The following is a 16403-nucleotide window of genomic DNA, read 5'->3' on the forward strand; positions in this document are numbered from 1 at the left end:
TTTAACAAATTTTAACAAATTTTAACGCAGTTTTGAGCAGTTTTTAAAACTTTAAAAAGTATTAATTTATTGACTATCAAATAACTACATAAAAAACGGTCGATTTTTGCCCCTTTTTATCCCTTAACAAAACAGCCCGGTTCTCTGTTAAAAAGAGAATCGGGCTGCTATTGATATAAATATACGAAAATCAGGTGAGATTCCGTAATGCAATTTAGATTTATCTGATGATCTCTTTCACACTTTGGATGAAAACATCTATTTCTTCTATCGTGTTATAATAATGCGGTGATGCTCTTAAAGCCCATTCTACACCCTTTTCATCAAAATCAATTATACCAAATGCCCGGTAACTGGGTACTACGTTAATTTTTCTTTTCAGTAATTCATCTGTAATATACTTTGAATTGGAGCCCTGTACATGAAAAGTAACCAAACCGCATACCTCGGGTCCTTGGTCTAGCACCCTAACTTTATCTATTTGCGCAAGTTGATTTCTCATCATACCGGATAATAATTCAACCTGCCGCCATATTTTATCTTCACCAATGTTGAGACAATATTCAATAGCCTCCGCCGTACCCAATACGGTTGAATATGCAAACTCCCAATCTTCAAACCGTATAGCCGTTGCTTGTTGTTGATACTCATCTTTCTGTTTCCATTCTGCACCCCTCATATCAATAAACAGGGGTTCTAATCCTGCTTCCAGTGCCTTATCCGAGATGTATAAGGCACCAGTACCACGCGGGCCCCTTAAAAACTTACGACAAGTAATGCTCAAAAAATCGCAATGCAAATCTGCTACATCCAGTTTCATCTGTCCGGCCGACTGGCAAGCATCCAAAATATACCAGGTTTTGCCGGCGTGTTGTTTGATATAGCTCTGATAAATTTTTCCAATTTCCAGCACCGGTTGTACCAGGCCCGAGTTGGTTGGAATATGGGTAATTGCTAAAAGCCGGGGCTGGTATTTTTTGAGTTTTGCATCCAGGTCGTTTAAATCAACACCACCAATTGCATCATTATTGACCCTGACTATTTTTATTCCGAATCTTTTCTGGAGTGATAGAAATTGTATTTGATTGGAAACAAAATCATCATTATCAGTTAAAATAATATCATCCTTTTTAAAGGGAATAGAAGATAGGGCCCTGGTATAAGCATCGGTGGCGCTGGCAGCAAAAGCAATATTTGAAGGCTTGCAATTAAACAGTTTCGCGGCTTGTACATAAAAATTTTGAATAGCCGATGCGCTCATAGCTGCTGCCTCATAACCCCCAATTTGTGATTCAAGTTTAATGTGGTTGATCTGGGCCTGGGTTACAACATTGGGCATTAAGCCCGCTCCTGCATTATTTAAGTGAATTACATTTTTGCAACCATCTGTTTCATTTCTAAATTCAAGCACTTCCTCGACGCTAAAAACACTATTTAATGGTGCTTTTGCAGATTTGATAAATTCCATTTTTTTTCTTTAATGTTACAATGTAAAGTTATGGTCAGCCTAATGCTTAATTTGTGCAAATACAGGTAACTGATGCCTATCCTGACTAATTTTGGGCGCTTAAACGGGTAAAATATGCAAGAGCTTGATGAGTATGATAAAAAGCTGCTTCGGCAGCTGCAACAAAACAATAAAATAACTGCAGAAGAGCTTGGCTTATTGGTGAGCCTGAGTACAAGCGCTGTACAGCGAAGACTTAAAAGGCTTCGGGACGATAAAATGATAGAAGCAGACGTTTCTATCATCTCTCCCAAGGCGGCGGGTATCGGTATTACCTGTGTGGTAGATGTAATTTTGGAAGTAGGTAATTCAAAAGCTATTGACAACTTTAAAACGGCCATGCAAGCCTGTACCGAGGTAATGCAATGCTATTATGTAACCGGTACCTATGATTTTGTTTTGATTGTAAATACTGTAGATATGCAGCACTACGATGATTTTTCCAAAAAACAGATTATGGATAATCCCAACGTTAAGCACTTTTATACCCATGTAGTGATGGATAAAGTAAAAGTGGGTTATGGTATTAATATATAGTTGCTTGTATGAAGCCTTTACAACCTACTAAAGCTACCGATGCCCGCTAAATTACCGCACCATGGATCCAGCCGCTGTCCGTTTCCCCGGAGAAATAACAGGTACATTCATCGTTATCTTTTTTTTATTAATATCCTATTTCTGCCTGGTGATTAAATATCTTTGATAAATGAGAATAAAACTAACCTTAACCTATTGTCTCTTTCTAAGTGCATTTTTGGGTACCGGCTGTAACATGGGCACATCCGGCACCTGGAAGGATGAAAACATCAATAAAGATTTCCGGAATCAGATCTCTACGCTTAATCATGAGTTGTTTAATAGCATCATGACTAAAAATATACCTGAAGTTAAAAAGCTATTGTCACCTGTCCTGATCAGTGCGGCAGGCAATTCAACAGACTCATTAATTAATAAAGTAGCTGGGGTTTTAAGCCCGGCGGGGTATAGCATTGTTAATGAATTTTACGTAAAAAACACAGCGATCGATATTCCAAACACCGTATTTTCAGGGCTTGGCAGCGACAGAAATGATTATGCCATTACCTACAAAGCTTTAAATAAAGAAATGTATGTATCGGTTATAAAGACAAAGACAAGCCCCGCAAGTATTTTGATATTAGCCATATATGGAAGATACGGCAATGATTGGAAGATAAATATTTTACGCATAGGCGAATATTCCATGCTGGGGAAAACAGCGCCGGATTATTACGAAGAAGCTGTTAAACTCAATAACAGCGGAGATATTCTTGATGCTGCTAACAAAATGCTCCTGGTAGACCAACTGGGGGCACCAGGTGGCGATCAGATGAAATACCAAAATAGTGATAAAATGAAAGATTTTTATTCAAAGGTATTGAAAACAGCAAATACAAACTACAAGTTTCCTTTAACCGTTAGCCAGGTAAAAACTCATCCACAGATCTTTTTTGTTTATCCTCAATATATAGGCGAGCCAGGCCATGAAGGAATATACCCGGCGCTCCGATACAAATCAACCATTAAACTCGGGGATACAGTAGCATTAAAAGCTGAAAATGATGCCCTGCAAAAAAACATCGGTCAGGTTTTTAAGGGGATTGATCAAAATAACAATGCCATTTTATATCAGGCGTATAACGAATTTCCAAACAATGCCAATATGAGAACCATTCATCACTATGGTTTTATACAAAAAATAAAGTAAAGATCATTTTCATGAGCGCCTCATGGAAATCGCATTTGAGAAAACGCACCGTGTCATGCCGAATTTATTTCGGCATCCCACAGGATATTCACGCCTACCAGATCTGTGATTTGCCTGTTGCAGATACGTCCTGAGTTTACCTGCAGGTGGGATGCCGAAATAAATTCGGCATGACTCCCGCTTTTTAAATTCTTCTTCCTTTGGCAATGGAAAAACATGATGATTTTCAGACGCGATTTTCCCGATGAGAGACTACTTCACCTGCAAAATGGTAAGCGCCGTATCCTTAAAGCCTGCCAGCTTTTGGTTATCCGCATTGGTTATGATGGCTTCCACCTGGTTGATGTCAGCAAATTTCAGGTAGGTCTCCTTCCCTACTTTGCTATCGTCACATAACACATAGGTGTAGGCGCTTTGATGGATATACATCGATGTAATTTCGGCCTCCAGTTCGCTGTTGGCAAACAAACCATTGGCTGATATACCATCCACGCCTAAAAAAGCTTTACCGGCGCGGTACCTGGCTATATGCTCATTGGCTATTTTACCATGCGTGGCCTGCCGCTCGTTATTAAACTCGCCGCCAATGATATTGATGGATACCGAACAATTTTGCAGTTCATAAATAACCGGCAGGGAGTTGGTGATCACTTTGATCTTTTTATGCTTAATAAACTGGCAAAGCCTGAAAACCGTGCTGCCGCAATCCATAAAAATAATATCTCCATCGTTAACATGCTCGGCCGCTTTGCGGCAGATATGGTCTTTTACATCAGCGTTTTGCGCAGCCTTATTGGCAAAATCCTTCGGTTTGGCTAATGGATCAACTTTCATAGCGCCGCCGTGGGTACGATAAAGCAGGCCGTCATTAGCCAGTTGGTTCAGATCGCGCCGGGCGGTGATCTCCGAAATATCCAAGCCGGCAGCCAGCTCTTTGATGTCAACCTCACCGGTACGGTCCAGCTGCTCCATTATTTTTTGCTTTCTTTTTTGAAAGTTCATTTAAATAGTTTTATATTCGATCAAAAATAATCATAATCGATCATTTTTAATCAATTTATATATGACTGATATCAGAATACTAAAAACAGAGGTACTATCAGACAATTGGTACATCCTCCGGAAAATAATTTTTGAAGCTACAAAAAAAGATGGTTCTGTACACCGGCTCACCCGCGAAGCGTACGATCGGGGCAATGGCGCTACGATACTTTTATATAACCGCGACACTAAAACGGTGATACTGACCAAACAATTCCGGGTGGCTACTTACATCAATGGTAACAACGATGGGATGCTGATAGAATGCTGTGCCGGTTTGCTGGATCAAAACAATGCCGAAGATTGCATCAGGCGGGAAACCGAAGAGGAAACTGGTTACCAGATCAGGAATGTAAAAAAGGTGTTCGAAGCGTATATGTCGCCGGGCTCGGTAACGGAGATCTTATATTTTTTTGTGGCGGAATATACCAAAGACATGAAGATAAGCGATGGCGGCGGCCTGGAAGAAGAACACGAAAATATTGAAGTGCTGGAATTGCCATTTGCTACGGCCCTGCAAATGGTACAAACCGGTGAAATAAAAGATGGTAAAACCATTATGCTTTTACAATACGCAAAACTTAATCAGTTAATATCATGAAGAACACACCCTTGGTAATTTTAATTGCAGGCCCATACCGCTCGGGCACCAACGATGATCCAAACCTGATGGCTCAAAACCTAAAGAAACTGGAAGAAATGGCGCTGCCGATATTCAGGGCCGGGCATATCCCGGTAATTGGCGAATGGTTTGCTTTACCCCTGCTGGAGCAAGCAGGTTCAAAACGCCCGGGCGATGCCGCTTATGAGGAGATCCTGTACCCCGTGGCCCAGCGCCTGCTCACCAAATGCGACGCCGTTTTAAGGATCCCCGGCGCCTCAAAAGGAGCGGATGAAGATGTACGGATAGCGCAGGAACGTGGCTTGAAGGTTTATTACCGGCTGGAAGATATTATTGGTGGGTAAAGAACGCCGGTCGACTCACCCCGGCATCGTTGCACTCGCCGACCCTCTCTTCAGCTTCGCTGGAAAGAGGGTTTGAAAAACACTTCCTCCACGCGTCATTGCGAGCGTAGCGTGGACAACCGACCAAAGGGAGCTCATTAATACCGATAAAAAACAATCAAAAGATTAATAATCCCCTACTTACAGAGCGGAACCTGTTTATCGGAGATTGCATCATGCCTCGCAATGACGTTCTCTCTTAATATTCCCTACATCAGCTAACACCCCACATCCTTATATCATTTCTGTATCATCCTTTGCTTTTTAATAGGAGATGTTGTAAAAATTCGCTTAGTATTACCATTAGTTACTATCACACAACAACCTTCAAAAGCATGAACACGATACCTGAAATTGCCAATCGCTTAGCTTCATTATGTAATGAGCTTAAATTTGTAGAGGCTTATACCGAGTTATACGCTGATAATGCAGTAAGCATTGATCCTAATAATAACAATGAGCCGATAACCGGCCTTCATAACCTGCTTGAGCGCGAAAAACAATTTTTAGCCATAGTAGAGATCTATGACGTTAAAGTGTCCGAGGCAACTTTTGCCGGGAGTTACTTCAGTGTAATTCTTTCCATGCATTTCACCATTAAGGGCCAGGGCGCTAAAATGCTTGAAGAGATCTGCGTTTATAAAGTTGAAAACGGAAAAATTGTTAGTCAGCAGTTTTTTATAGGTTGATGGAGGGTGGAAAAAACTCTCCTGCGTCATTGCGAGGAGGAACGACGAAGCAATCTCTACATAGGCAGGTCAGCCATAAAAGTTCACTCTGTATAGCATAGAGATTGCTTCGTTCCTCGCAATGACGTTACGTTTCGATATCATTAATTAGTTAAAAAAAGCGACAGATTTTCCTATCCTGATTCCTGGCTCTTAATTCTTGATTCTTCCTTCTAAAAAACCTACTTTTGGTGAAAGCATTAACATCAGCCTAAAATGAAGATCGCTCTTTTCCCTGGTTCTTTTGATCCGGTTACCAAAGCCCACGTTGATATTGTAAAACGTTCCGTTGGTTTGTTTGACAAGGTTTATATTGGCATAGGCGCCAACAGTAGCAAACAGGGCTTGCTCAGTATCGAAACACGCGAGCAGATGCTCCGGGCAGTTTTTAAACATGACGAGCGGATACATATTGTGGCCTATGAAGGATTGACGGTAAACTTTTGCAAAAGTATTGGCGCAACCTATATGATCAGGGGCATACGTACCGTATCCGACTTTGAATACGAAAAAGCTATAGCCCAGATGAACCACGCCCTGGTGCCCGATATTGAAAGCATCTTTATTGTAAGCAAACCAGGTTATTCGTCCATCAGCTCAACCATTGTGCGCGAAATTATGCGTCACCATGGCGATGTGGCACAGTTTATCCCCGCAGAGGCATTAGCTTATTTGTAACCAGCTTTTCTTTATGCAATACATCCATAATGGATGGAAAGGTATTTTCAACAATAGGCTCAATATGCTCTTTTTTAAACCAGCGCACATCGGTAATGCCTTCTTCTTTTTGCGGCTTTAGCTTGTCTTTACCCTTGCTATCCATGGCAAACCAGTGTGTTTTTTTAAGCACCACCTCGCCCCTGCTAATGTAAACATGATAGGTTTTGCATATTTTTTCGTTCAGCTTGCTCACTTTTATACCACATTCTTCTTCCACTTCGCGCACGGCAGCTTCTTTTACCTTCTCGTCTTTTTCTATTTTACCTTTGGGCAGATCCCATTTATCGTTACGATAAATAAACAGATAATCGCCAGCCGTATTCATCACCAAGCCGCCGGCAGCCTCAATAAGTGTTATGTTTTTAATAACCGATTTTAAGAAAAGCTTGGCATTGCCGCAGGGCACATAGAACAACTTTTTAGGGTTTGCCAGTATCCAGGTGTAAATTATTCTGAGGTCAAATGTCTCTGCGTCAATCCTTTCGTAACTTTCTACGTGCGATGGTTCCGATTCAGTTAGCAGGATAACCTTTTCGTTGATATAAATTCTGTATTTTTGAGCCATGTTTAATAATAATGAGATCGAGCAGCAAGTTGCTGAATTTCTGCTGCAAATTAAAGCAATTAAATTACAACCTAACAATCCTTTTACATGGGCGTCGGGATGGAAATCGCCAATTTATTGTGATAACCGAGTAACACTTTCTCATCCATCTATCCGTACTTATATCCGTCAGCAATTGACCGTTGCTATACAGGAAAAATTTGGCAGCGTGGGTTGCATAGCCGGTGTAGCAACCGCCGGTATACCGCAAGGAGCCCTGGTAGCCCAGGAATTGGGATTGCCTTTTATTTACGTACGTTCCAAACCGAAAGATCATGGAACCGGCAGCCTTATTGAAGGTGATGCCTCCACAACTACCGGCAAACGCGTAGTAGTTATTGAAGATCTGATATCAACCGGCAAAAGCAGCTTGCAAGCTGTTGAAGCTTTACGCGCCGCCGGTTTCGAAGTAGCGGGTCTTGCAGCCATATTCAGCTATGGCTTTGATATAGCCACCGAAAACTTTAAACAAGCCGGTTGCCCCTTTGTTACCCTATCAAACTATAACGCTTTGATAAAATATGCCGAAGAGCATCAATATATTATTGATAAAGATGTGGCTATTTTAAAACAATGGCGCGAAAATCCGGCCGCCTGGGGACAGATAGCTTCCAGTTAGTTGCCAGTCTTTAGCCTTAAGTTCGAAGTCTTAAGTTAAAGACCACCTTCCAGATTCTTGACCCAGGACTTCAGACTCCAAACTTAAGACTAAAGACTAAAACATGAGCACATTCACCAGCAATATCAGCATTAATAAACCCATCAGCGAGGTTTACGCTTTTTTGGCCGATTTTAACAATCACCAGAAACTAATGCCGGAAAACATACAGGAATGGGTTTCAACCGCCGACGAAGCTCATTTCAGCATCCAGAATATGGCCAAGCTTTCCTTAAAGATAGAAAGCCGTATACCTGACCAGGAAATTATCATTGTGCCGGCAGCTAAGCCGCCGTTTGATCTGAAATTAAAATGGTCGTTATCTTTCGATAACGACCATACAGATGTTATTTTTACTATTGATGCAGATCTGAACATGATGATGAAGATGCTTGCCTCAGGTCCGCTGCAAAAACTGGCGGATCATGAAACAAATAGCTTAACCGAAATATTGAGTTAAGCTCATCGTCTGCCTATCAATATACTTTTCTTTTCTGTGTATTGTTAATGGCTATTATGATATTGATAATAACCAATGTGATGATTAATGCTCCCATGACCGGTAATTTTTAATAATGTATAAACTTGTTGAGTCAAAGGTTGTTCCATTTTTTGTAATTGGTTAATTTATAACTATATAACGCTCAAATGAGCTCTTAGTTTTAAAGTTACCCATAATATGGGCAAATATGTACACGGCAATGTCAATTAATTGTGACGGTATAGCCATTAAAATCCACAAAACTCCCCATTTAATATCCGCCTGCATACCAAAAAAATGAACTATTTACCGTATTTTTGCGCCAAATTACAGGTGCAGCATGATCACGGTATCCAATCTATCATTACGTTACGGAAAACGGACTTTATTTGAAGACGTTAACCTTAAATTTTCACAGGGCAATTGTTATGGCATTATAGGTGCCAATGGTGCCGGTAAATCAACATTTTTAAAGATCCTTTCGGGCGATATTGATCCTACAAGCGGTTCAGTAAGCTTTACACCTGGCGAGCGTATGGCTGTTTTAAGCCAAAACCACTACGCCTTTGATGAGTTTACAGTTATCGAAACCGTGATGATGGGCTACAAAGAGATGTATGCCGTGATGAAGGAAAAGGATGCCATTTACCTGAAAGAGGATTTTACAGATGCCGATGGTGAACGTGCAGGTGAACTGGAAAACCTATTTGCCGAAATGGATGGCTGGAATGCCGAAAGCAATGCCGCTACCCTATTGAGTAACCTGGGTATTAAAGAAGAATTTCATTACAACCTGGTAAAAGACCTGGACAATACCCAAAAAGTACGTGTGTTATTAGCGCAGGCCCTTTTTGGTAAACCTGATATTTTATTACTGGATGAGCCTACCAATGATCTGGACATCCATACCGTAAGCTGGCTGGAAGACTTTTTAGCATCATATGAAGCTATCGTTTTAGTTGTATCGCACGACAGGCACTTCCTGGATACGGTTTGTACCCACGTGGTGGATATCGACTTCTCCAAAATGACCATCTATACAGGTAACTACACTTTCTGGTATGAGTCAAGTCAGTTGGCTCTGAAACAACGCTCTGATCAGAATAAAAAGACAGAAGATCGTGTTAAGGAATTACAGGAGTTTATCCGTCGTTTCAGCGCTAATGCATCCAAATCAAAACAAGCTACCAGTCGTAAAAAAGCACTGGATAAGATCAATATCGACGAGATACAGCCCTCAAACCGTAAATACCCCGGAATTATATTCAATAACCTGGGCCGTGAAGCAGGCGACCAGATATTACAGATTGAAAATTTAAGCAAAACACTTAACGGCGAGCTTTTATTTAACAACATCAGTCTTACGGTAAACAAAGGCGATAAAATTGCTGTACTGTCACAAAACAGTTTAGCTACTACCGCGTTTTATAATATTTTAACCGGCAGGGATACCGACTTTAAGGGCTCATTTAAATGGGGTGTTACCATTAACCCGGCCGATATTCCTATCGATAATGCCGAATATTTTAAAGGTAAGGATGATAACCTGATAGACTGGCTGCGCGAATACTCACCGGGCGAAAAGGACGATCAGTTTATCCGCGGCTTTTTGGGCAGGATGCTGTTCTCTGGCGAAGAGGTATTGAAAAAAAGCAATGTACTGTCTGGTGGTGAAAAAATGCGCTGCATGTTTAGCCGCATGATGCTGCAACAAGCCAATTTGCTGATGTTTGACGAACCTACCAACCACCTCGACCTGGAATCGATCACAGCGCTTAATAATGGCATGAAAGACTTCAGGGGGACTATCTTGTTCACCTCACGAGATCATGAGTTGGTTGAAACCGTGGCCAACCGCATATTTGAACTAACACCAGGTGGCTACATCGATAAGCTGATGACCTACGACGAATACATCAACAGCGATGTTGTAGAAAAGCAACGGAGCGATCTGTACGCTTTGGCGTAACTAATTGGCAGGTAAATAGTCATACAGGCATGAAAAATTTAGTGCTTTTTACCCTATTCAGCATTTGGGTTCTATTTGCTCATGCCCAGGTAGTTGATGGTGTGGTTAAAGATGCCAAAACCAATTTGCCCTTACCCTATGTAAATGTAGGTATTATTGATAAAGGTGTAGGCACAGTTACAGATAATGCCGGCCGCTTCAAGCTTAATTTAACCGGCCACGATACCGATAGCCTGAAACTATCCATGATAGGCTACCAATCGCTCACCTACCGGGTGGCTGGTTTTATTAAGGATACAGAAGCTCATAAAATACTGCTTTTACAGCCAACTGTTACCCAGCTAAAAGAAGTAAAGGTTAACAACCATAAATGGAAACAGGTAGTATTAGGAAACACCTCACAATCTAAATCCACCAACGCGGGTTTCACCGACAACAAACTTGGATATGAGATAGGCGCCATTATCAAGATCAAAAAATCGCCTACTTTTATAAAGCAGTTTAACGCCAATATAGCAACCGAAGTAACGGATTCCGTAAAACTTCGCCTTAATTTTTACAGCGTTAAAGACGGCATGCCCGACCAGCTTTTGCAAAATGAAAATATATTTGTGACCGTTAAAAAAGGCCAGCAAAGGATAAATGTAAGCCTGGAACCCTACAATATTGTTGCCGACGACAAATTTTATGTTAGTCTGGAGTGGATACAAAATACAGAAGGCCATGGCGTAATGTTTTCTGCAAGTTTCTTAGGTGGCTCCATCATCTCGCGCGAAACCAGCCAGGCAAAATGGGAAAAAGTAGGTATAGCAGGTATTGGCTTCAATGTACTGGCCGAATATTAATTTTTTACCTAACACCTCAATGTTAAGAAGAACGGCCTTAGGGTTTTAATCAAAAAAATATCCAAAATCAAATATCCTGAACCTAAAATCAAAAATAAATCAGCATATTTGCAACCCCAATAAAAAATGACTTGGTAGCTCAGCCGGTAGAGCAACTGACTCTTAATCAGTGGGTCGAGAGTTCGATCCTCTCCCAGGTCACAAAAGCACAGTAGTACTCAATATTACTGTGCTTTTTGTTTATCTACATAATAACAACAGTTTTAATTCAGATAGAATTAGTTTTTTGATATTCATTCAAGTTAGCTTTTATCAAGTCTTCAAGATCATCAAAATTGAATTTTATAGAATTTGATATAATAGATAAGGGAGTACCATACATTTTCATATTGGCATACAAAAGCTTTCGTTTCAATCCTTTTGCGCGGTTTAGGTAATTTTCAGGATTTTTAATAAAAATGAGCAAAAACCTTGTAGACATAACGTTTTGGGTTTCGATTGACAAAATATCTGCCCAGTTTATTAAGCCAATACTTGAAGCATTTGTATTATCGATGATACCCTCTCTGTCAATTATCAAACCATATTTCTTGTCGAAAATTTTGATCATTCCATAAATAGCACATGCACCAAAAAACACAACACTTAACATTCCCACTAATCTTATTAAAGCTATATTTTGATGAAACTGCGAAGTGAAATTTTCCGGCCTGACAACAAACAAAACTCCCAGTACAACGAATATTGCCGCTCCCAGCAGCATTAACAAATTTTTTTTCTTGCTTAATGGAATTTTAATCTCAGTCATTCGAGTTTTTTATAATTGCTTTAACTTCTTAAAGCTACAATTTTCTTACAATCCTCAATAAAAGAGTTCGACATCCGTACTTTTTCGACTAAAGGAAACATTCCGTTATGGACGTTTCCTTTTTTTATGCCCATACGAAAATGATAGCCAGACCGTTAGGCCGCCACAAAAAAGAGTTCGAAATTTCCCGGTAAGACTTTATACTATTTTTAGATTCGGTCTATCTTTATTCAAATTATTGAGCAATGACGTTTTTTTTGAAGTTCGATTTCCTGTTCAGGTTATTTAACTCGGAGGCTACTTTGTGCAACTGAGTAGATTTCGCAATAACGTACCTATCAATTAATTGAATTCCGGTATTCATTGGGTGAATGCCCAACATGCTGTTTAAAGAAACGGGTAAAATGCGAGGGGTACTTGAAGCCAAGCTTATAAGCAACCTCGCTTACCGACTTTCTTATATCAAGTATCTGTTCTTTTGCGGCATCAATCAGTTTTAGCTGAATGTACTCCTGCGCTGATTTTCCAGTTTCTTTTTTCACTAGGTCTCCAAAATATTTTGGAGACAGGTTGAGTTGTGCTGCACAATAAGAAACTGAAGGCAATCCCAGGTTTTGCAGTTTTTCCGATTGAAAGTAATCGTTCAGTAATCCCTCAAATCCAGTCAATACATCCTTATGGATATGTTCTCTTGTGAGAAACTGCCGGTCATAAAACCGAACGGAATAATTAAGGAACATTTCGATGTTACTTACGATCAATGTCCTGCTGTGTTTATCAATTGGGTGAGCTAATTCATATCGGATCTTATTAAAACACTCCAGCACTATTTCTCTTTCCGCATCCGAAACGTGAAGCGCTTCATTGACATCGTAAGAGAAAAAGCTGTATTCGTTGATGCATTTACCAAGATGGGTCCCACGGATCAAATCGGGATGAAAGAATAATCCCCAGCCTGTCGGCTGTATCGTGTTTTCACTTTCGTCAAAACCAAATACCTGCCCTGGTGCAATAAAAAGCAGTGTTCCCTCTTCGTAATCATAATGACTGCGGCCATATTTTACCTCCCCGCACTTCTCGTCTTTTAAAAAGATCATATATACGTCCGAAATATAACGTGCCTCTTTTACGGGCTTCGACAGTGACTGGTCAAGAACACTAACTAATGGATGCAGGGTCTTCTGCCCCCGGTCGTTATTGATCTGGGTCACACTTTCAATTCTGAGGGGATTTCCCATGACTTCGGTTATTTGAAGTGAAATTAGATTAAGTATTGCAAACAATCTAACAGAAATACTCCTGACCAGAAATAATGGTAAGAGAAACAGGAATCTGTATAACTATCTGATGCAAAAGTATAAAGAACTTCGCCCCTTAGAATGATCTATTGAATCATTTGATATAGTTCTGCAAATAACTGTAAAAACGACAAATATTAGTACAATTTAACCCATTATTACCCCTTATATGGGAGAGGCGGAACTACAACAACTTATTGCGGGCTGTTTGCAGCAAAACCGAAAGGATCAGAAAGTGCTTTATAGGGTGTTTTATGGTTTCGCTATGAGCATATGTCTGCGATATGCAGGTAACCGCTATGAGGCATCTGAGATTATGAATCAGGGGTTTTTAAAAGTATTCACTAATTTGCATACATATGATACGGGTCGTCCGTTCATTGCCTGGATTGGCCGTATTATGATGAATACCTCGGTTGACTATTACAGGAACAACCTGAAACTACCCCTTAATGATGATCTGGATGACGCCGAAGATATAGGCCATGATGAACTAACCAACCAGAAATTAAATTATGATGACCTGCTGAGCATGATCCAGCAGTTGCCAAATGCCTATCGTACCGTGTTTAACTTATTTGCTATTGAAGGTTTCTCGTACGAAGAAATAGCTGCCCAGTTGGGTATCAGTACCCGTACGTCAAAATCAAATTTATTTAAGGCGAGAGAAAAACTAAAAACGATGGTGCTTAACTCCGGCCCTTTGCCGGACGATGGTTCTGAGGATATCAGGCACAAAATTATTGCCATAGGTGCAATCAGCATTGGAATATCACACTTGATTGAATTAATAATGCGATGAAAGGGAAAAACGAAAATAAAGTCACTTCGCAAAATGTTGTTTAGTCTTGTTCGAATTACCTGATACGTTAATCTATCCTGAATTTATTTGACTGGACGGATAGAGCGGTAGATCACAATTTTGTACTAATTTTGGATCTAAACAGTATGAGATGCTTTTGGATGGATGATGTACACAGCCATCCTCTTGCCAAAGTTGATAAACGTCAACGACGGCCATACAAAACAGAACTTCGTCAGATCTGAGTTTATTATCATTTTTTATGTTAAATTGCTGTAGAAAAATGCTGGTGCATCAACCCTATCCTATTGCAATAGCTATTTTACAACCGTTTTATTTTATTTTGCGTATTGCTATTTTCAATTAAAATGAACACTGATATACTTTATACGCATATCTGCTCTTACGTTCAAATATCCAGAGATGAGTTTGAGCTCTTTTTTAACTTGTTTAAACCGGTTTATTTAAAAAAGGGTGAGTTCCATTACGTAGCCGGTAAAGTTCCCAAGTATTGGTCGTTTACTTTAAAAGGCTGCTTGCGTGAATATTGGATCGATACTGAGGGTAACGAGAAAGTTTCCCAATTTTATGAAGAAAATGCATGGGTTGGTCAGATCCAAAGTATGATAACGCAAAAGCCCACGGACATGAACCTGCAGGCATTGGAGGATTGCGAGTTATTGTGTATAACAGGCGATGATATGTGTAACGCTGTAAAAACACCATGGATTCAGAACTTTACAATGCATAAGAGTTTTTCTGATAACGCCTCCATAATGGAAAACTCAAACCGAATTAAATCGGCCTCACCTGAAGAGCTGTATTTGGAAATCCTTAAGGAAAGACCATCCTTATTGCTACGTGTTCCACAGCACTATATTGCAAACTTTCTTGGCATTCGGAAAGAAACCCTAAGCAGGGTTAGAAGAAGAGTTGCCCACCTATGATTTGTTGATCCAAGTCAACGACATTCAATTTCCGTTCCGGTAATTTTACAGCGAAAAACGATCACCTCCATGTTATCGAAGTTTTTGCGCTTTATAAGTGCGGCCTCATAAAGCATTGAGTGACTGACCATTTTTTCGAACAACAAATTTTTAAGAAAGAATTAAATCAATGAAAAAAATAATCTATGACCAATACGGCAGTGTCGACGTTTTACATTCTGTGGAGGTAAATAAGCCAATTCCCAATACGCAACAAATTTTGGTTAAGGTAAAGGCAGTTTCTATTAATCCTATTGACTGGAAGATTTTAATGGGTGAGGTCAAACTGATGTCAGGCAAGAAATTCCCAAAATCTGTTGGCTGCGACTTCTCCGGAACAATAGAAAGCACAGGTACGGGTATCCAAAAATTTAAAGCCGGGGATGACGTGTTTGGCGTAACAAATCCTTTTAAAGAGGGAGTCCTTGGAGAATACATCCTGGTGAATGAAAAAGAAATTGCTAAGAAGCCTGCGGATCTGACATTTGAGCAGGCTGCTGCAATACCAACGGTCGGCCAGTCAGCTTTACAGATGCTTACTAAAAACCTTAATAACATCAAAGGGAAGGAAATTTTGATAAATGGTGCGTCTGCCGGAGTAGGTATGCTTGCTATTCAGATCGCTAAAAGCCACGGAGCGATTGTAACCGCTGTTTCAAGTGCAAAAGGACATCATTTGTTAAAAAAATGGGGTAGTGATTATGTGATTGACTACAACAAAGAAAAATTGACGGATTTAAGGAAGAAGTTTGATGTTATCATTGAACTCTCTGCAAAATTATCTTTCAGCCAGGCTAAAAAGTTGATGAAGCCTGAATCAACATATTTTACCGTAACCCCTTCGCTATGGAATTTTGTGCACTCTTTTTTAAATAACATGGTATCTAAAAAGAAATATGAAGTTCTTTTAATGAAATCAGATACAGAAAGTTTAAATCGATTGGCAAACTATACGCTAAAAGGTTTTGATATCCACATTAGCAAGACCTATCCCATGTCAGATTATAAGGAAGCTTATAAAACTATAATCAAAGAAGGAGCTTTAGGCAAAGTCGTTTTTAATATCCCATCTTAAAATGCCCGTTCATTTGTTAAAAATTAGCAGCTAATTTTTGACACGCACAGGCCTTATGAAACAATGTCATAAGGCCTTTTTTATTGGGTCAAACGTGTTGCAAAAAATCGCAGAGAAATACTCCTGAACAGAAATAATGGTAAGAGAAAC

Annotated in this window: 19 protein-coding genes and 1 tRNA gene; 14 read left to right on the top strand and 6 right to left on the bottom strand. The window is 40.0% G+C overall.

What is annotated here, in order from left to right; translation table 11 throughout:
- Positions 1 to 220: 220 nt before the first annotated feature.
- Positions 221 to 1468 (bottom strand): aminotransferase class V-fold PLP-dependent enzyme, encoded by a 1248-nt coding sequence (locus AC57BQ_RS11000; protein ID WP_496406323.1) that lies wholly within the window; start codon positions 1466 to 1468, stop codon positions 221 to 223.
- A gap of 114 nt (positions 1469 to 1582) precedes the next feature.
- Here AC57BQ_RS11000 and AC57BQ_RS11005 point away from each other — a divergent pair, with 114 nt between their 5' ends.
- On the top strand, positions 1583 to 2044 hold the full coding sequence (locus AC57BQ_RS11005; protein WP_496406324.1) for an Lrp/AsnC family transcriptional regulator: 462 nt from the start codon (positions 1583 to 1585) through the stop codon (positions 2042 to 2044).
- A 169-nt stretch (positions 2045 to 2213) separates the two neighbouring features.
- Positions 2214 to 3233 (top strand): hypothetical protein, encoded by a 1020-nt coding sequence (locus AC57BQ_RS11010; protein WP_496406325.1) that lies wholly within the window; start codon positions 2214 to 2216, stop codon positions 3231 to 3233.
- Between the two features lie 53 nt (positions 3234 to 3286).
- Here AC57BQ_RS11010 and AC57BQ_RS11015 read toward each other — a convergent pair whose 3' ends face one another.
- On the bottom strand, positions 3287 to 3451 hold the full coding sequence (locus AC57BQ_RS11015) for a hypothetical protein (RefSeq protein WP_496406326.1): 165 nt from the start codon (positions 3449 to 3451) through the stop codon (positions 3287 to 3289).
- A 34-nt stretch (positions 3452 to 3485) separates the two neighbouring features.
- Positions 3486 to 4235 (bottom strand): DeoR/GlpR family DNA-binding transcription regulator, encoded by a 750-nt coding sequence (locus AC57BQ_RS11020; protein ID WP_496406327.1) that lies wholly within the window; start codon positions 4233 to 4235, stop codon positions 3486 to 3488.
- 61 nt (positions 4236 to 4296) lie between these two features.
- Between AC57BQ_RS11020 and nudK the strand changes: the two genes are divergently transcribed.
- The 4 genes from nudK to coaD all read left to right on the top strand — a co-directional run bounded on the left by nudK (position 4297) and on the right by coaD (position 6685).
- Entirely contained in the window at positions 4297 to 4875 is a 579-nt protein-coding gene (nudK, locus tag AC57BQ_RS11025) for a GDP-mannose pyrophosphatase NudK (RefSeq protein ID WP_496406328.1), read from the top strand.
- Positions 4872 to 5240 carry a DUF4406 domain-containing protein gene (locus AC57BQ_RS11030; RefSeq protein WP_496406329.1) on the top strand — a complete coding sequence of 123 codons (369 nt, stop codon included), beginning with the start codon at positions 4872 to 4874 and terminating at the stop codon, positions 5238 to 5240. The genes nudK and AC57BQ_RS11030 overlap by 4 nt, the downstream gene beginning before the upstream one ends.
- A 374-nt stretch (positions 5241 to 5614) precedes the next feature.
- Positions 5615 to 5968, top strand: coding sequence for a SnoaL-like domain-containing protein (locus AC57BQ_RS11035; protein WP_496406330.1), 354 nt, complete (start codon positions 5615 to 5617; stop codon positions 5966 to 5968).
- Positions 5969 to 6223: 255 nt separating this feature from the next.
- The gene (gene coaD / locus AC57BQ_RS11040) at positions 6224 to 6685 is read left to right on the top strand and encodes a pantetheine-phosphate adenylyltransferase (RefSeq protein ID WP_090468340.1); all 462 of its coding nucleotides are present in this window, start codon (positions 6224 to 6226) and stop codon (positions 6683 to 6685) included.
- On the opposite strand, the gene AC57BQ_RS11045 is transcribed toward coaD, so the two are convergent.
- Positions 6654 to 7292, bottom strand: coding sequence for an NUDIX hydrolase (locus AC57BQ_RS11045; RefSeq protein WP_496406331.1), 639 nt, complete (start codon positions 7290 to 7292; stop codon positions 6654 to 6656). The two genes, coaD and AC57BQ_RS11045, sit on opposite strands and share 32 nt — an antisense overlap.
- Between AC57BQ_RS11045 and pyrE the strand changes: the two genes are divergently transcribed.
- The 5 genes from pyrE to AC57BQ_RS11070 all read left to right on the top strand — a co-directional run bounded on the left by pyrE (position 7291) and on the right by AC57BQ_RS11070 (position 11485).
- Positions 7291 to 7950 carry an orotate phosphoribosyltransferase gene (pyrE, locus tag AC57BQ_RS11050; protein ID WP_496406332.1) on the top strand — a complete coding sequence of 220 codons (660 nt, stop codon included), beginning with the start codon at positions 7291 to 7293 and terminating at the stop codon, positions 7948 to 7950. The genes AC57BQ_RS11045 and pyrE overlap by 2 nt on opposite strands.
- 103 nt (positions 7951 to 8053) lie before the next feature.
- The gene (locus tag AC57BQ_RS11055; protein WP_496406333.1) at positions 8054 to 8449 is read left to right on the top strand and encodes an SRPBCC family protein; all 396 of its coding nucleotides are present in this window, start codon (positions 8054 to 8056) and stop codon (positions 8447 to 8449) included.
- A gap of 361 nt (positions 8450 to 8810) precedes the next feature.
- Entirely contained in the window at positions 8811 to 10439 is a 1629-nt protein-coding gene (locus AC57BQ_RS11060; RefSeq protein WP_496406334.1) for an ABC-F family ATP-binding cassette domain-containing protein, read from the top strand.
- A 29-nt stretch (positions 10440 to 10468) separates the two neighbouring features.
- Positions 10469 to 11284, top strand: a complete 816-nt coding sequence (locus AC57BQ_RS11065; RefSeq protein ID WP_496406335.1) for a carboxypeptidase-like regulatory domain-containing protein — start codon at positions 10469 to 10471, stop codon at positions 11282 to 11284.
- 128 nt (positions 11285 to 11412) lie between these two features.
- A tRNA-Lys gene (locus AC57BQ_RS11070) sits at positions 11413 to 11485 on the top strand.
- A 67-nt stretch (positions 11486 to 11552) separates the two neighbouring features.
- Here AC57BQ_RS11070 and AC57BQ_RS11075 read toward each other — a convergent pair.
- Together AC57BQ_RS11075 and AC57BQ_RS11080 are read right to left on the bottom strand one after the other, a co-directional pair.
- Entirely contained in the window at positions 11553 to 12092 is a 540-nt protein-coding gene (locus AC57BQ_RS11075) for an STM3941 family protein (RefSeq protein ID WP_496406336.1), read from the bottom strand.
- Positions 12093 to 12430: 338 nt separating this feature from the next.
- A complete protein-coding gene (locus tag AC57BQ_RS11080) occupies positions 12431 to 13330 on the bottom strand; it encodes a helix-turn-helix domain-containing protein (protein WP_496406337.1) in 900 nt (299 codons plus the stop codon).
- 229 nt (positions 13331 to 13559) lie between these two features.
- On the opposite strand from AC57BQ_RS11080, the gene AC57BQ_RS11085 reads away from it, so the two are divergent.
- The 3 genes from AC57BQ_RS11085 (at position 13560) to AC57BQ_RS11095 (ending at position 16253) form a co-directional block, all read left to right on the top strand.
- Positions 13560 to 14192, top strand: coding sequence for an RNA polymerase sigma factor (locus AC57BQ_RS11085; RefSeq protein ID WP_496406338.1), 633 nt, complete (start codon positions 13560 to 13562; stop codon positions 14190 to 14192).
- Between the two features lie 368 nt (positions 14193 to 14560).
- The gene (locus tag AC57BQ_RS11090) at positions 14561 to 15139 is read left to right on the top strand and encodes a Crp/Fnr family transcriptional regulator (RefSeq protein ID WP_496406339.1); all 579 of its coding nucleotides are present in this window, start codon (positions 14561 to 14563) and stop codon (positions 15137 to 15139) included.
- 169 nt (positions 15140 to 15308) lie between these two features.
- On the top strand, positions 15309 to 16253 hold the full coding sequence (locus tag AC57BQ_RS11095) for an NAD(P)-dependent alcohol dehydrogenase (protein WP_496406340.1): 945 nt from the start codon (positions 15309 to 15311) through the stop codon (positions 16251 to 16253).
- Positions 16254 to 16403 lie beyond the last annotated feature (150 nt).

The organism is Mucilaginibacter sp. BGA-UO-ETr-C110, from assembly GCF_059567985.1.

Excerpts from the sequence above, each read along its gene's own strand:
- AC57BQ_RS11000 (WP_496406323.1), bottom strand. The coding sequence starts at position 1,468 with ATGGAATTTATCAAATCTGCAAAAGCACCATTAAATAGTGTTTTTAGC.
- AC57BQ_RS11005 (WP_496406324.1), top strand. The coding sequence starts at position 1,583 with ATGCAAGAGCTTGATGAGTATGATAAAAAGCTGCTTCGGCAGCTGCAA.
- AC57BQ_RS11010 (WP_496406325.1), top strand. The coding sequence starts at position 2,214 with ATGAGAATAAAACTAACCTTAACCTATTGTCTCTTTCTAAGTGCATTT.
- AC57BQ_RS11015 (WP_496406326.1), bottom strand. The coding sequence starts at position 3,451 with ATGTTTTTCCATTGCCAAAGGAAGAAGAATTTAAAAAGCGGGAGTCAT.
- AC57BQ_RS11020 (WP_496406327.1), bottom strand. The coding sequence starts at position 4,235 with ATGAACTTTCAAAAAAGAAAGCAAAAAATAATGGAGCAGCTGGACCGT.
- nudK (WP_496406328.1), top strand. The coding sequence starts at position 4,297 with ATGACTGATATCAGAATACTAAAAACAGAGGTACTATCAGACAATTGG.
- AC57BQ_RS11030 (WP_496406329.1), top strand. The coding sequence starts at position 4,872 with ATGAAGAACACACCCTTGGTAATTTTAATTGCAGGCCCATACCGCTCG.
- AC57BQ_RS11035 (WP_496406330.1), top strand. The coding sequence starts at position 5,615 with ATGAACACGATACCTGAAATTGCCAATCGCTTAGCTTCATTATGTAAT.
- coaD (WP_090468340.1), top strand. The coding sequence starts at position 6,224 with ATGAAGATCGCTCTTTTCCCTGGTTCTTTTGATCCGGTTACCAAAGCC.
- pyrE (WP_496406332.1), top strand. The coding sequence starts at position 7,291 with ATGTTTAATAATAATGAGATCGAGCAGCAAGTTGCTGAATTTCTGCTG.
- AC57BQ_RS11045 (WP_496406331.1), bottom strand. The coding sequence starts at position 7,292 with ATGGCTCAAAAATACAGAATTTATATCAACGAAAAGGTTATCCTGCTA.
- AC57BQ_RS11055 (WP_496406333.1), top strand. The coding sequence starts at position 8,054 with ATGAGCACATTCACCAGCAATATCAGCATTAATAAACCCATCAGCGAG.
- AC57BQ_RS11060 (WP_496406334.1), top strand. The coding sequence starts at position 8,811 with ATGATCACGGTATCCAATCTATCATTACGTTACGGAAAACGGACTTTA.
- AC57BQ_RS11065 (WP_496406335.1), top strand. The coding sequence starts at position 10,469 with ATGAAAAATTTAGTGCTTTTTACCCTATTCAGCATTTGGGTTCTATTT.
- AC57BQ_RS11075 (WP_496406336.1), bottom strand. The coding sequence starts at position 12,092 with ATGACTGAGATTAAAATTCCATTAAGCAAGAAAAAAAATTTGTTAATG.
- AC57BQ_RS11080 (WP_496406337.1), bottom strand. The coding sequence starts at position 13,330 with ATGGGAAATCCCCTCAGAATTGAAAGTGTGACCCAGATCAATAACGAC.
- AC57BQ_RS11085 (WP_496406338.1), top strand. The coding sequence starts at position 13,560 with ATGGGAGAGGCGGAACTACAACAACTTATTGCGGGCTGTTTGCAGCAA.
- AC57BQ_RS11090 (WP_496406339.1), top strand. The coding sequence starts at position 14,561 with ATGAACACTGATATACTTTATACGCATATCTGCTCTTACGTTCAAATA.
- AC57BQ_RS11095 (WP_496406340.1), top strand. The coding sequence starts at position 15,309 with ATGAAAAAAATAATCTATGACCAATACGGCAGTGTCGACGTTTTACAT.